Genomic DNA, 14,492 nt, shown 5'->3' with positions numbered 1-14,492 from the left:
TTTATGCGATTTTGTATTACAGATGATGATTCAGCCATTCGTTCAACGCTCAGTCAGCTGATTGAAGATGAGGATTTAGGAGAAGTTGTAGAAGAAGTCGTAGACGGCAGCTTTTTAGATGCCTCTACGTTAAATTTAAAGCAAATTGATATTTTATTTATTGATTTACTTATGCCAGGACGAGATGGAATCGAAACGATCCGTCATTTAAAAGATTCATTTAAAGGAAAAATGATTATGATTTCACAGGTAGAGTCCAAAGAATTAATAGGAGAAGCCTATTCATTAGGAATTGAATACTATATTACAAAACCAATTAATCGAATTGAAATTTTAACGGTTATTCGAAAAGTAATTGAACGAATCTCTCTTGAGAAATCAATCGATGATATTAAAACCTCCTTGAATAGTTTAGCGACAGCCCATCACGCTCCCCCTTCAAGCCAGCCGATAACGAAACAAGCCCATCTATACGATGTAGGGAAATTCTTATTAGCCGAATTAGGTATTGTAGGAGAAAATGGTGCAAAAGATTTACTGGATATTTTACAGTTTCTGTACACTTATGACCAAAGAGAAAGTGTGGAAAAACATTTCCCTTCTCTAAAAAATATTTTTGTGAATGTCGCTGAGAAAAAATTGGGAGCTCACGCGTCTTCTATTGAAATTAATCGTGAAACCAAGGCTTGTGAACAGCGAATAAGACGAGCAGTTACTCACTCACTGAATCACTTTGCTTCTATTGGATTAACAGATTTTTCAAATCCAAAGTTTGAAAATTATGCTTCTAAGTTTTTTGACTTTACAGCCGTTCGTAAAAAAATGAAAGAACTGCAGGGAGATTCTAAAATTTTGCCGATTCGCATTAACACCAAAAAGTTTATTCAAATATTTTTTCTTGAAGCCAAGCGTTTGTTAAGCCAAGAAAAAAGCTGGTATTGACAGAAAAGACGGAAAAGGTTCAAATCCCTCATCCGTCTTTTATGCTAATTGATTCAGTTTTACTAAGGCAGGACCATATACAGTACGCAGAAGCAGCGTCTCTTCGCCTTTTGCGTATTCCGCTAGAGAAAAGGCTCCTTTTTCTGTTTCTACCTGTACATCTACAGAAACTGGGCATCTCTTTAGCTTACTGACTATCATTTCCGCTTGTTTCACCGACAAATAAGAAGAAAGGCGAATAAGTACATCTAAATCACTGGTTGTCGTGACAACTTCTTCACCGCTTGCAAGCTCGAACCCTACACTGCCGGTTGGTCCCCACGCAAATTTTTCAAAAATAATAGCCACCTCTTCCAAAGCGCGTATAGCTGGCATGTTTCTAGACTGGGCGTTTTGAAAAAATGAAACGAGATTTTCCGGCCTAATTGTTTGTTTAATGGCCTCCTCAGATAAAAAAGCACCAAAACGCTGATTCCTTCGTTCTCCTCTTACTCCAATAGGTATCAGTTTATCTCGGTGAACAGCACGCCTTACCACTACAAATGGAGCCTTGGCTAATGAATATTCCACCCACTCGGGGATAGGTGTATAACTGATAAGCTTTGCTTCCTCTTTTAACTGAAGCAAATCATGAGCTATATATTCCATTGTTTTTCCAACTCACCTCTTACCCATAAAGAAGCTTTTCGCCCTTCCTTTCTTGCTTGCTCACTGTGCAGCCGGCTGCTTAAATCGTATACACCTTCACAGCGAACATCTTCTACTGCTCCAATTAAAATATCTTGAATCATTTGAACGTCGCGCTCTGTGGGCTGCTCTGCTTGAATACCGCTAACCAGCTCATATAAAGCGCCAAGTGAAGCAAATGATTTAATATCATAAGCCATGGACGGGACTTTCTTTGAAGCCTCCTCAAGTTCTTTTATACTTCTTTTAGTAATGCGCGCTGCCGACTGTTTGGACATGGCGTGAACATTCACTCCTTCGTCTTTTAAAGCCAAAATTCGATTCGATTGGTATCCATGAGCCAAAAATGCTCCTGAAATTGCTTTTCCGACAATTAACGTAATAACCGGATGACCTGCTAAGCGCGCTGCTGCATAAGCATCAGCTGCAGCACCGCAAGCATAGTGAATACCTAGAAGTTCTTCATGATAGCCATACGCTTGACTCGGTACGTCCACAATGGCAATTATAGGGCGCGGAGATTGATTTCGATCTTCTTTTATTACTTCACGAACGTGCTTAGCAATTGCCCATCCTTCATCTAGTCCTACTTCCCCTTTTCGTGCACGTAAGAAACGATTATAAGGATTAGGTACAACCGATATATATCGAACCTTTTCTTTTCCTAGCAGTGCGTCTTTATAAAGAACGGAAGGAATTTCAAAATCTGCTTCTTCATCATTTATTAAAGCGTTAATCCACACGCGACCGCGACTGTTAGGCATGCTACCTGGAACTTCGTTCAACGAGTAAGAGACTGCTGAAGGGATATATTCATTTTTTGTTGCTTTATACAATTCTTGAAATTGATAAGGAGCCATTTTTTCTGAAGGATCAACCTTGCTAAGCAAATGCCTATAAAAATCTACTTGTTCTGTTTTACTAGCTACTTTTTCTTTTTTTTGAAACGTCTCTTGAACCGCTCGTTGAATAGCAGTAACATCATCCTGTGCTAATGTATCTGCAAACCCCGTTTCATAGCGTTGAATACCGCCAATCGTTTTCCAGATTAAGCTTCGGTCTCTTGCATCAAACTCTTCAACCCCCGCTTCTTGTTCGATCACTTCCGGGCCGTTAAGACCAAACCTTGCTTCTTTTGTCACAATGAGATAACTAAAGAGTGAAGCAGTGATAGACATTCCTCCAAAGCAGCCTACATTTCCTGAAATAACTCCGACAACAGGTGTATGCTCACGCAGAGCAACTACCGCTGAGCCAATTTCAGATATCGACAAAAGTCCATAATTCGCTTCTTGCAGCCTTACCCCTCCTGTATCGAATAGAAAAACAGGTCTAACAGGAACACCTTTTTTGTGATTATTAAGAGCTAATTCTAAAGCTCCTGCAATTTTAGCTCCCGATACTTCACCAATGCCTCCCCCTTGAAATCCTCCTTCTATTGAAATGACAACTGCTGGCTCCCCTGCTATTAGCCCACTTGCTATGATGACACCATCATCGCTTTGAGGAACAATATTTTGCTTAGGTAAATGAGGCGATTCGATCCCGTCAAAAGGGCCGAGCAGCTCACGAAATGTACCTTGATCTAAGATTGCCTGCGCTCGTTCTCTTCCATTTAACTCAATAAAGCTTTGATTATTCACTCCCATTTTCACTCACCTCCAAAGCTTGTGCAAGACGCAAAGCGACTACACCGGGCGTAGCACCGAAATCATTAATTACAATTTTCGCTTGAATCATATGAGCACTAAAAAACCGATCTAATACGGCTTTCCAGGTTTTACTAAACCCTTCACTTCCTGTTCGTACTGATACGTGAGCATGTTCTTCATCAGAAGGAACCATTAAGATTTCTAAATCCCCTGAACCAACAACGCCTACATGTGCGCGCTGAGTTAACTTTCGATCGGCTTTGTATTTAAACACTAACGTTTCCATTAGCCACTCACTCCTCCCTGCAGACGTTTATGATTCTTTAAAAAGAGATATTCGATCTAAAAATAATACAGCAGCCAGCAAATCTGCACTTCCACCTGGAGAAGCGTTAGATGATAGAAGAATATGATCTAACGCTTCCAGCCGCTGTTTTCCTATTGATGTAGATACCCCTCCAACTTCTAACACATTGGATGCCGCCATTTTAACCTCCTCTAACACAACTGGACCAGCACGATGCAAAATACACGTATCATCAAGATTGGCGATTAGTGTTACTAAAGTATCAATCCGCGCTGATGTTTCATGTATGCCTAGCTTGCGAGCCTTATGTAAAGCAGGCAAGCCTATATGAATCACGTGAGGAAATCCTTGCTTCGCCTCTCCAGCCGCTCCTTTTGCGCCATACTTTTTTTTCACACGAAGTCCATTAGATGAATGCAGAGTACAAAAGCGATCTGCATAACGAGCAATTTTTCCTGCAGCTTCTGTGATGGATGCAGGTGATGCTTGAATACCGCAAACCGCTGTTGCAGAAGCAAGTAGACCTAATGCCCAAATAGCTCCCTTGTGTGTATTGACACCATCCGTAGCCGCGTACATAATTTGTTCACCTTCGCGTCCAATTCGAGCAATTTCTTCCCTTAGCACCTGACTTGGCTGCTTTCCTTGACTATATAATGCAATCTGTGAGAAGGTCGGTTGTAAAGCATAAGCAGAGGCTAGCAGCGTCTCAATATTCATATCTTGATGAGATCCAGTTGTTGCTGCATCTACAAGCCCCGGCTTAGGTGTAAGTACCGCTTCATCAACCAAAGCGGTAACTGCCATTTTAGCTATCAGGCATGAAGAAAACACAGTTGTTTTTGGCTCTTCTTGAATACGCATATTTTTTACCAGCTCCTAAATTTAGCAGGCGGATTATATAAACCATCTGACCATTCTACTAAATCTTCTACACTTTTCGCCGCTAACAGCGAACGCTTTGCTTCCGTACGGCGAATCTGTAAATCTTCCGGAAAAGCCACTAAGCCATCTCTGCGCATTCTTTCCACTTTATTTTGGTTGTGCCGTAACCCTATAGGCGTTACCCCCGCTACTGCTTCAAGCGCTGCTTTTCTTTCTTCCAAGCTTTGTGCTTTATATAAATAAGCAATTCCTTCTTCAGTCACGACATGTGTCACATCATCCCCGTAAATCATGACAGGAGCAGTAGCTAAGTTTGCTTGTTTAGCTACATTTACCGCATCCAAAGACTCAACGAAAACAGGCTCATTTCCTGATTGAAAGGTTTCAACCATTTGTACAACTAGCTTTCTGCCTCTTGCTAATTCATGCTTATCGTTCATCATATCCAACCAAGCAGACGTAGAATGCCGTCGGCCTCTAGGATCATGCCCCATGTTAGGCGCTCCGCCAAACCCTGATAAACGTCCAGATGTGACGGTAGAAGAATTTCCTTCTCCATCTATTTGCAAAGTTGATCCCACGAAAGCATCTACCGCATATTGACCAGCCACTTGACACATCGCACGGTTTGAGCGCAGGCTGCCGTCGCGTCCTGTAAAAAATACATCTGGACGGGCTGCTGTGTATTGTTCCATTCCTACTTCTCCGCCAAAGCAGTGTACGCTCTCAATCCATCCGCTTTCAATAGCTGGAATTAACGTAGGGTGAGGGTTCAGAGCCCAGTGCTTGCATATTTTACCTTTCAGCCCTAACTTTTCTCCATAGGTAGGCAGCAAAAGCTCAATTGCAGCTGTATTAAAGCCAATGCCATGATTTAATGATTGTACGCTGTGGCGCTCATAGATACCTCGAATCGTCATCATAGCCATTAGAATTTGAAGCTCTGTAATATGACGAGGATCTCGGGTAAATAAAGCTTCCAATTGATAAGGCTGATTGGCCACGACGATACAATCAATCCAAGAAGCCGGAATATCAACTCGCGGAAGTTCTTCAACAAGTTCATTTACCTGCACAATGACAATTCCGTCCTTAAACGCTGTTGCTTCGATAATCGTCGGCGTTTCTTCCGTATTTGCTCCTGTATATAAGTTACCTTGTGCATCCGCTTTATCGGCAGCCACTAATGCAATATTGGGAATTAAATCAATGAAAAGGCGTCCGTAAAGCTCTAGATATGTATGAATTTCTCCCATTTTTAACGTGCCATCTTCAATCATTTGAGATACGCGAAGACTTTGAGCACCGGCGTACGAAAAATCAATTTTTTCAGCAATTCCTTTCTCAAATATGTCGAGATGTTCCGGGCGTGAAATACTAGACATAATCATATGAAGAGCGTTTATTTTATCAGCGCTTACTTCATTCAGCGCCTTTGATAAAAAAGATGCTTGCTTTTGATTGTCTCCTTCAAGCACTACTTTATCTCCGGGTGATATAAGCAATTCTAACGCTTCAATAATGTGTTCATTATCCAATAACTTTCCTTTAAGAAGTTGGTCTATTTTCGCAAGGCGAGCTGCTTTTTGATCTCGGCGGGTTGTCCATGATTTTGAAGTTTTTTTTATTCCACTCATGTTCTAGCTCCTTTCTTCTACTCCTAAATTAATGCGCTTACATTTTTTCTTTCTCCATTAAAATTAACACAGATTTCATAGTAGATTCGGCTGCAGAAATAGCCCTTGCTTCCGGAAAGCTCTTAGCAGTCAAATCCGTTAGTACTCTTCCTGGAGCCATTTCAATATATAATCTTGTACCCATTTCATACATAACTTCCGTCATATCATGCCAACGGACGGGCAGGGCAACACTCGCTGCCAGATCTTCCTTAATATCAGCAGCTTTCCATAATTTCCGAGCTTTACAATTACCTATAAAAGGAACGATCGGGTCTTTTCCTTTCACTTCCGTTATTATTTTTCGTAATTCGCTCGAAACTCCTTCCATAAGAGGACAGTGAGAAGGCACCGTTACATGAAGCATTTTGGTTTTCCTAGCCCCTTCTTTAGATGCTTTTTCAAGAACTTCCTCAATTGCTTTTAAGGTGCCAGAAAGCGTTATTTGATCAGGAGCATTTAGGTTCGCTACGTAAACAGGAGCTGCATCGGTGGATATTTCATGTACAATAGAGAGAAGCTGATGTTCGCGCAGTCCCATTACAACCCCCATACCATAACCATCAGGATAGGCATTTCCCATCAGTTCCCCTCTTTTTCCCACAAGAAAAAGAGCTTCTTTAAAAGATAACACTTCAGATATAACTGCTGCTCCAAACGCCCCTATTGAATGCCCTCCTACCACGTCTGGCGAGTAACCTTTGTTTTTAAACGACCTAGCCGTAGCCACTCCTGCAATAAAAAGACATATCTGAACATTTTTATTATATTTTAATTTTTCTGACGAATCTAACGATAATACGTCTTGATTTAAAGCCTCACTTGCTTCTTCAAACGTAGTCGTTAATCCCCATTTATTTTTTATATCATGAAGCATACCAGCATATTGTGCACCTTGTCCTGGAAATAGAAATGCAACACTCATCGTGTTTCTCCTTTCGACTTTATATCACCCAAGGAGATAATGGATACTTTTATTATAAAGAACATAGGATCAATAACTCTAATACATATTTCTTATATATCCTATAACTTGAAATCTATATAAAAAGAGCGTTAGACATAACGAAATCAATGGAATCTGGAATCTAAAGATGAGCGAATTGGATAAATGAAAAAATCCGAACGATTCATCGTTCGGATTTTCCTTTAAGTAAACTGCTTTTGTCTCAGCCTCTTTTTGTTTGCTACATATGAGACGGGAAATGCGGAAGCACTTCTTCACCAAGCTCATGTATGACTTCTTCAGCCGGACGCTTACTATCAAAAAGAGCAAAAAAGAGATGGTTAACTCCTATTTCTTTATAAATAGAAAGAAGCTCAATTAATGTATTACGCCCTGCTCGAAATCCTAAACGAATTGGCGTTGGCATTTCATTTGGATCTTCTGCCAAATCTAGATGCATAGGTTGTGTAAAAGGTTTAAAAACGCCTGGATGATAGATATCAACCAGTTCTCTCCACTGTTTAATGGCTTCTGCTTGAAAATGCGGATGACGAGGATAATACATCCAGCCGTCTCCATGCTGTGCAAACCACTCCATATTTTGCTGGCTGTATCCCGTGATCATCGTTGGAATACGTTTCGTTGGCTTAGGAACAACATTTGCTCCTTGAATGGACCCCAAAGCAGAATGGATAGTTGGAAATTCTTTATTTAACGATTCTTCTAAATAATGAAAAGCCTCTGCAAATCGCTTTCCTCTTTCTTCATGAGGAATACCTAACCCTCGAAAATCTGCTTGACGGTCTCCAGAGGATACGCCCATAATCAAACGCTCAGGAAAAAGCTGATCAATGGTTGCCATTTCTTTAGCTACACGAAGCGGATGACGTAAAGGCAGCACAATAGCAGATGTACTGAGAGCAATTTCTTTTGTTTGACTGGCAAGGTAAGTCAAATAAATAAGCATATCATAAATTTGACCCGTGGCTGGATCGCCAAATGATGGATCTTGAAGAAGGACATCACGGAACCATAAGCTTGTAAATCCATATTGTTCTGCAAGCTGCGTGAGCTCTACTTGTTTCTCCATCGTAGGCGTGGCATACTGATAATTTTCAAGCGGCATATGCAAACCTAACGTTAACTCATTCTCCTTGTACATACGACGATACGCCTTATGATGTTGAAATGTAGTCATTTGCTTCCTCTCCTTTTATAGCTAAGAGATCATCGCAAAAGGCGATGATCTCTGTTTTATTTTGCTTTTGCTTCTATTGAGCGGCTCCATGCGGTTAATAAGACCGCTCCTAAAACCATCACTCCTCCAATCCAAGGAGTATGAACAAGACCAATGGAATCAACAATCAGGCCGCCTACAAAAGAACCAATAGCAATTCCAACGTTAAATGCAGCAATATTCAGCGCAGAGGCTACGTTTACTGCTGAAGGAACATACTTTTCAGCTAAGTTCACGACCAGCACTTGCAGTCCAGGTACGTTCATAAATGCCAATAAGCCCATGGCAAAAATCGTAATTGTTCCCGCTACTTTAAACGATGCAGTAAACGATAAAATAACTAAGATAACAGCTTGAATTAAAAACATCCAAAATAATGCTTTTAACGGATTTTTATTCGCAGCTTTTCCTCCAATCGTATTTCCGATGGCTACTGCTACGCCGTATACTAATAGCAAGATACTAACTGCGCTTGGTGCGTATCCTGTTAACTTTTCAAGAATAGGTGCTAAATACGTATAAGCTACAAACGTTCCGCCATAACCTAAAGCAGTAATAGCAAACGATAGTAAAAGCGGCCCGTTTTTCAAAATTTTTAATTGATCACTAAACTTTGCCGGCGGCGCTTCTTTTAAGTTTTTAGGCACTAAAAGAGCACTGGCAATAATGGCAATAACGCCAAGTAACGCTACTCCCCAAAATGTTGCTCTCCAGCCGAAAGCTTGTCCGATAAATGTACCAAGTGGAACACCTGTAACAGTTGCAACTGTCAAACCTGTAAACATTAAAGCAATGGCACTTGCCCGCTTATCTTCCGGCACCAAATCAGCAGCGATAGTCGCACCGATAGAAAAGAAAATCCCGTGTGAAAATGCAGTAATAATTCGTGCTATAAGCAGCAGCCCAAAGCTTGTTGATAAAGCTGCTACTGAGTTTCCTACGATAAAAATAACCATTAATAGCATCAGCAATGATTTTCTGCTCATTTTACTTGTTAATGCTGTTAATACGGGCGCTCCAAATGCAACTCCCATTGCGTACCCTGAAATTAATAACCCTGCTAGTGTAATGGAAATATTTAAATCATCTGCAAGCGATGATAATAAACCTACTGGAACAAACTCTGTTGTCCCGATTCCAAAGGCGCTAATAGCTAGCGCTAATAGCGGCAAAGCACCGCTTTTTTTACTTTGTTGTGTTTGTGAAAGTGTATTCACTTCTTAACGCCTCCTGTTCGTTATAATAACTTTTTATAATAGCTTCTCTTACAGCTGATTAGCTTAGGTACCCTTCATATATTCGCTAACCGGCCATCAACAATTGTTATTATGAGCGATGTAAAACCAAAGAAAAAGTACGCACTTTCAAGTGATATAGGTACCTGGAGGTTACAATAAGCGTAAATACTAAAGTCATGAACTATTGGGTATTCTAAAAAAATGCTTACACCTAGAAAATTCTGCGCTATAGTGGTATGATAAACATCAGAAAAAATGCGAAACCATGCATTTAACCGTTATCTCTAGAACAAGGAGAGTTGTTAACGTGAAAAAATATAATATTCCAGTGGAAGCGGCATTAGAAGTCATTGGAGGCAAGTGGAAAGTCGTTATTCTTTGCCACTTAATTAAAGGGACAAAACGCCCTGGAGAATTAAAAAGAATTATGCCGCGCGTTACACAAAAAGTATTAACGCAGCAGCTTCGTGAGCTTGAAGCAGACGGCATCATTGTTAGAAAAATGTACAATGAAATGCCGCCTCGAGTAGAATATTCTTTAACAGATTACGGATGGTCTTTAAAAAGCATTCTTGATTCACTATGCTCTTGGGGAGAACATCATATTGAAAAAACGTACCCTGATAAAGAAGCTGTACTTATGCAGCCTGTAGAAGAAGTCACTGTTTCTAATTAAAAAAAGCTGACTAGATAGTCAGCTTTTTCATTCCCTTACTTTCTTTATTTTTTCAGACGATGTACGTATTCAGGAGGAACCTTTATGACAGAACAACTTAAAAAGAAAATTAGCCTTCAAGATGCTATCAAACAGCAGCTTGCTAATAAGAAAAATCAATCTTCAAGTAAAGCTAAGAACGGCAGTACCAATCAAGCAACCAAAAAGCTGACGAGTCAACAAACCAAAAAAACGAATAATCAGCGAAAGAGAACAGGTGTATAATGAACGGACAAAATAGAAAAGACGTAGCCCCTGGAATTGAAGTCGACATTGTTTTAAAAGCAGATCAGCGTTCTGGAAAACTTACACACGGAACGGTCAAAGACATTCTGACCAATTCAAGCTTTCACCCGCACGGTATCAAAGTTCGTTTAACAGATGGACAAGTCGGACGCATAAAAGAAATTTACCCAAATTAAAAAAGCATGTATTTTACATGCTTTTTTAATTTACACTTCAAATAAATCTACTTATCATTTCCTACTTTTGTTAAAATAAAGAAGCACTGTCGTCCCCTTTCTTTCCCTTGGGAACTCACGCAAGGAAAAAAAAGGTGGTGGATAGTCTGAGACGAATCCTCAAGTCATTTTTCCTAGATGCTGAGAATGTTCAGCTCCTAACGGCTTACGTGGAGCTTTTAGGAGCCATAGTCGCTCTTATTTTGCTATTTTTCCAGTAGTAAAATAAGTAATCACCGATAAGTATCGTCTAAAGGGTTCTTCATCCATAAGGCTCGTGTGCTGATTGTCTTTAGGGAATGGTGTTTGGCGGCACTTCCCTATAGTAAAAAGACAGCTTCCTTGCAGAAATGGACAAGGTGTAATCAACTACGGCCGATTATGGGTGCAGGACCTTTTTCTTTATTAGTCTATGTCTTTTTTTTACTTCCCATACACAAAAATAAAAAAACCTCCGAGTTGGCGGTCTCGAAGGTTTTTTCTAGTGAATCGTTTTCGACAAATCCTCATCCGGGCTAACAAGGTTCAGATCTAATAAGATTATGTGATGAATTTCTTCACCTTACAAGTTAAACTTGTCAAAGCTAAGAATTCATTCGCTTGTTAAGAATAACTGAACGTGCGCTCCGGATTGTCATTTTTCCTAGCCTTAGTATATCATATTTGTTGAAAATAGGTAAAAAAAGTGTTCGACAAAGCTTGTCAGCAGCTCTTTACCTATTTCATATTTTTCAAAACAAAAAACATTTTACAAATATGAAGGAATTTCATACTATTAGATAAAAGATAGAAGATAGAAGTATTCTGACTTGGAGAGGATTTCAATGAAGCAACCACAGTTAGAAAAAGAAATTCGAGCCTTACAATCAGATATTTACCAATTAGCTAAGAAAACAAGCAGCTATTCTCACGGTGAGATCTTAAAATTAAGTCAAAAGCTAGATCAAAAAATTGTTCGTTACCAAAAGCTTTTTAACCATACCAAATAAGAGCCGCGTAGGACTTTCACTTGCTATCCCCCAAGTACCATAAACCTACAGATAAAACAGATGTGTTTTATTCGCAATAGGTACATCTCTGCTTCCCTAATTAATTAGGGAAGTTTTTTATTTAGAAAATTAAAACCTTCTCCTTTCCTTTGGTTAGTTGTCATACAAATTGGGTATTCAATCAGTAGGCCTTAAAACTTATTTAAGAAACTTAAAGGAGAGAATGCATGATGAGTAATGCTGATACTACCGAAACAAAAAAAGGCGCCGATTTACTAGTAGAAAGTTTGGCAAGTCAGAATGTGCCTTATATTTTTGGCATTCCAAGAGCCAAAATTGATGGCGTATTTGATGTTTTGAAAGAAAAAGGACCGGAAGTAATTGTTTGCCGCCACGAACAAAATGCTGCGTTTATGGCAGCTGCTATGGGAAGATTGACAGGTACGCCGGGCGTTTGCCTTGTCACATCAGGTCCAGGTGCCGCTAATTTAGCCACTGGCCTTGTCACTGCTACTTCTGAAGGTGATCCAGTGGTAGCCCTAGCAGGAGCCGTTCCAAGAGCAGATCGATTAAAAAAGACGCATCAATCAATGGACAATGAAGGACTATTTAAATCTATCGCCAAATTCAGCGTTGAGGTAGAAGATGCTGCAAACGTTCCAGAAGTGATAACAGACGCCTTTCGTGAAGCTGTTTCTTCTCCTTCAGGAGCATCTTTTGTCAGCTTGCCGCAGGATGTAATGGATGGCGAAACATCAGCTTCCACTCTATCCTTTCTAAAAACTCCTACGATTGGCGCTGCTAATTTAGACGCTGTTGCCCAAGCTATACACACTATTCGCACAGCAAAACTACCTGTTTTACTTTTAGGTATGAGAGCAAGTAAATCTAAAGCAGTGGAATCAATCCGTCAACTCGTAGCAGAACATGACCTTCCTGTCGTAGAAACGTTCCAAGGTGCGGGAGCTGTTTCACGAGAGCTTGAAACTCACTTTTTTGGACGAGTAGGTCTTTTTCGCAATCAGCCTGGAGACGTCTTATTGAAGCATGCTGACGTCGTCTTAACAATCGGATATGACCCAATTGAATACCCTCCTTCTCTTTGGAACTCAGAAAGTCAAAGAAGCATTATTCATTTAGATGATGTACAAGCACAAGCTGACCACCATTATCAGCCGGAAATTGAGTTAGTAGGGGATATCCCAAGCACCATCGACATATTAACGGATAAACTCCCACATTTAATACGTTCAACAGAAAGTGCTTCTTTTTTAAAAACGCTAAAAAGCAAACTTGAACAACCTGACGATCAGTACGAGTTTTCTAATGACACTCACCTTCATCCCCTACAGTTAATTGAAGCTCTGCAGGACTTTGTTGAAGATGATACTACCATCACATGTGACGTTGGTTCGCATTACATATGGATGGCTCGTTATTTTCGTTCCTATGAACCTCAGCATTTACTATTCAGCAACGGCATGCAAACGCTAGGTGTTGCTTTGCCTTGGGCTATTTCAGCTGCACTCGTTCGCCCCCATAAAAAAGTTCTGTCCATGTCTGGAGACGGCGGGTTTTTATTTTCAGCTATGGAGCTCGAGACAGCCGTTCGGTTAAACTTACCAATTGTTCACATTATCTGGAACGATCAAACCTACGATATGGTTGGCTTTCAACAGCAGATTAAATATGGCCGAAAATCTGCGGTAGAGTTCGGGAGTGTAGACTTTGTTACGCTTGCTGAAAGTTTTGGTGCCAAAGGATTTAGAGTGAACTCACCAGAAGAATTTTCGGACACTCTAGCAAGCGCTTTTCGTGAACAAGGCCCCGTTATCATCGACGTGCCTGTAGATTATAAAGATAATGAAAAATTAAATACACAGCTACTGCCAGATCAAATTAACTGAAAGGACTGAGTAAAGAATGAGCAATAAAGAAAAATTAACGATTCACCAAACTTCCACTATGATTGCTTTATTGGACGGAGTATTTGACGGTGTTGTCACATACAGGGATTTAGCTAAGAAAGGTGATTTCGGCATCGGCACGTTTAATCAGCTGGATGGTGAAATGATTGCCTTTGACGGAGAATTTTATCACATTGCTGATGGGAAAGCCGCACCTATTAGTGAAGATGCAAAAACACCTTTTGCCATTATGACAACCTTTTATGAAGATATCTCTTATCGTGTAGAAGAGGAAATGAACCGTGAACAACTAGAAACCTTAATGAACGAGCTTATTCCCAGTCCGAATTTATTCTATGCAGTTCGTATTGACGGGAAGTTTAAAGAAGTAAAAACTCGCACTGTTGCAAAGCAAGAGAAACCCTATCCTTCCATGGTAGATGCAGCTGCTGATCAGCCTACATTTACATCTTCAGATGTAAATGGAACACTAGCAGGTTTTTACACGCCAGAATATTCTTCAGGCATCGGTGTTCCCGGGTATCACCTGCACTTTATTGATGAATATAAAAAAGAAGGTGGACATGTTTTAGACGTCTCCGTTCAAGATGTTACCATTCAAATTTGCAAAAAAACGAAATTAAATCTCAATTTATCGGAAACAAGTGAATTTCTAAATGCTAATTTAGAAGACCATGATGTAGAAGAAGAAATTGCGACGGCTGAATAAGCAACGATACTTTTACTGATAAAAAAACTCTCATCGCTGCGCATGACGATGAGAGTTTTTTTATGAACATTTCGTGTATCTTTAAGTTTCCTCCCATTTCTATTAGTAATATAGGTCTCC

General features: G+C 40.1%; 15 protein-coding genes. 7 read left to right on the top strand and 8 right to left on the bottom strand.

The window, feature by feature from the left end:
• The first annotated feature begins 3 nt into the window (after positions 1 to 3).
• The gene (locus ACRPLY_RS24395; protein ID WP_028412292.1) at positions 4 to 942 is read left to right on the top strand and encodes a response regulator; all 939 of its coding nucleotides are present in this window, start codon (positions 4 to 6) and stop codon (positions 940 to 942) included.
• 39 nt (positions 943 to 981) lie between these two features.
• On the opposite strand, the gene ACRPLY_RS24390 is transcribed toward ACRPLY_RS24395, so the two are convergent.
• From ACRPLY_RS24390 to ACRPLY_RS24355, 8 genes are all read right to left on the bottom strand, one after another.
• A complete protein-coding gene (locus tag ACRPLY_RS24390) occupies positions 982 to 1,590 on the bottom strand; it encodes a malonate decarboxylase holo-ACP synthase (RefSeq protein ID WP_028412293.1) in 609 nt (202 codons plus the stop codon).
• Positions 1,578 to 3,278 carry a biotin-independent malonate decarboxylase subunit beta gene (mdcD, locus tag ACRPLY_RS24385; protein ID WP_224979849.1) on the bottom strand — a complete coding sequence of 567 codons (1,701 nt, stop codon included), beginning with the start codon at positions 3,276 to 3,278 and terminating at the stop codon, positions 1,578 to 1,580. The genes ACRPLY_RS24390 and mdcD overlap by 13 nt, the downstream gene beginning before the upstream one ends.
• Positions 3,265 to 3,567: a malonate decarboxylase subunit delta gene (locus ACRPLY_RS24380; RefSeq protein ID WP_367077533.1), complete on the bottom strand. Its 303-nt coding sequence runs from the start codon at positions 3,565 to 3,567 to the stop codon at positions 3,265 to 3,267. The genes mdcD and ACRPLY_RS24380 overlap by 14 nt, the downstream gene beginning before the upstream one ends.
• 27 nt (positions 3,568 to 3,594) lie before the next feature.
• Positions 3,595 to 4,452, bottom strand: coding sequence for a triphosphoribosyl-dephospho-CoA synthase (locus ACRPLY_RS24375; RefSeq protein WP_224979848.1), 858 nt, complete (start codon positions 4,450 to 4,452; stop codon positions 3,595 to 3,597).
• Positions 4,453 to 4,457: 5 nt separating this feature from the next.
• Entirely contained in the window at positions 4,458 to 6,110 is a 1,653-nt protein-coding gene (gene mdcA, locus ACRPLY_RS24370) for a malonate decarboxylase subunit alpha (protein ID WP_224979847.1), read from the bottom strand.
• 37 nt (positions 6,111 to 6,147) lie between these two features.
• The gene (locus tag ACRPLY_RS24365) at positions 6,148 to 7,074 is read right to left on the bottom strand and encodes an ACP S-malonyltransferase (protein WP_224979846.1); all 927 of its coding nucleotides are present in this window, start codon (positions 7,072 to 7,074) and stop codon (positions 6,148 to 6,150) included.
• 262 nt (positions 7,075 to 7,336) lie between these two features.
• The gene (locus ACRPLY_RS24360; protein ID WP_224979845.1) at positions 7,337 to 8,293 is read right to left on the bottom strand and encodes an LLM class oxidoreductase; all 957 of its coding nucleotides are present in this window, start codon (positions 8,291 to 8,293) and stop codon (positions 7,337 to 7,339) included.
• 56 nt (positions 8,294 to 8,349) lie between these two features.
• A complete protein-coding gene (locus tag ACRPLY_RS24355; RefSeq protein ID WP_014461498.1) occupies positions 8,350 to 9,549 on the bottom strand; it encodes an MFS transporter in 1,200 nt (399 codons plus the stop codon).
• A gap of 328 nt (positions 9,550 to 9,877) precedes the next feature.
• On the opposite strand from ACRPLY_RS24355, the gene ACRPLY_RS24350 reads away from it, so the two are divergent.
• The 6 genes from ACRPLY_RS24350 to budA all read left to right on the top strand — a co-directional run bounded on the left by ACRPLY_RS24350 (position 9,878) and on the right by budA (position 14,372).
• Positions 9,878 to 10,246 (top strand): winged helix-turn-helix transcriptional regulator, encoded by a 369-nt coding sequence (locus tag ACRPLY_RS24350; RefSeq protein WP_013055500.1) that lies wholly within the window; start codon positions 9,878 to 9,880, stop codon positions 10,244 to 10,246.
• An 84-nt stretch (positions 10,247 to 10,330) separates the two neighbouring features.
• Positions 10,331 to 10,510 carry a hypothetical protein gene (locus tag ACRPLY_RS24345; RefSeq protein WP_028412301.1) on the top strand — a complete coding sequence of 60 codons (180 nt, stop codon included), beginning with the start codon at positions 10,331 to 10,333 and terminating at the stop codon, positions 10,508 to 10,510.
• Positions 10,510 to 10,707, top strand: a complete 198-nt coding sequence (locus tag ACRPLY_RS24340; protein ID WP_013055498.1) for a YwbE family protein — start codon at positions 10,510 to 10,512, stop codon at positions 10,705 to 10,707. The genes ACRPLY_RS24345 and ACRPLY_RS24340 overlap by 1 nt, the downstream gene beginning before the upstream one ends.
• An 863-nt stretch (positions 10,708 to 11,570) precedes the next feature.
• Entirely contained in the window at positions 11,571 to 11,735 is a 165-nt protein-coding gene (locus ACRPLY_RS24335; protein ID WP_080754377.1) for an aspartyl-phosphate phosphatase Spo0E family protein, read from the top strand.
• 227 nt (positions 11,736 to 11,962) lie between these two features.
• A complete protein-coding gene (gene alsS / locus ACRPLY_RS24330) occupies positions 11,963 to 13,642 on the top strand; it encodes an acetolactate synthase AlsS (RefSeq protein WP_432232140.1) in 1,680 nt (559 codons plus the stop codon).
• Positions 13,643 to 13,658: 16 nt separating this feature from the next.
• Positions 13,659 to 14,372, top strand: a complete 714-nt coding sequence (gene budA / locus ACRPLY_RS24325; RefSeq protein ID WP_028412303.1) for an acetolactate decarboxylase — start codon at positions 13,659 to 13,661, stop codon at positions 14,370 to 14,372.
• Positions 14,373 to 14,492 lie beyond the last annotated feature (120 nt).

This window comes from Priestia sp. TGN 0903, from assembly GCF_050846855.1.
Lineage (GTDB): Bacteria > Bacillota > Bacilli > Bacillales > Bacillaceae_H > Priestia > Priestia zanthoxyli.
Note: the sequence above shows the minus strand (reverse complement) of the source record. Positions and strands in the feature narration are given on the sequence as shown.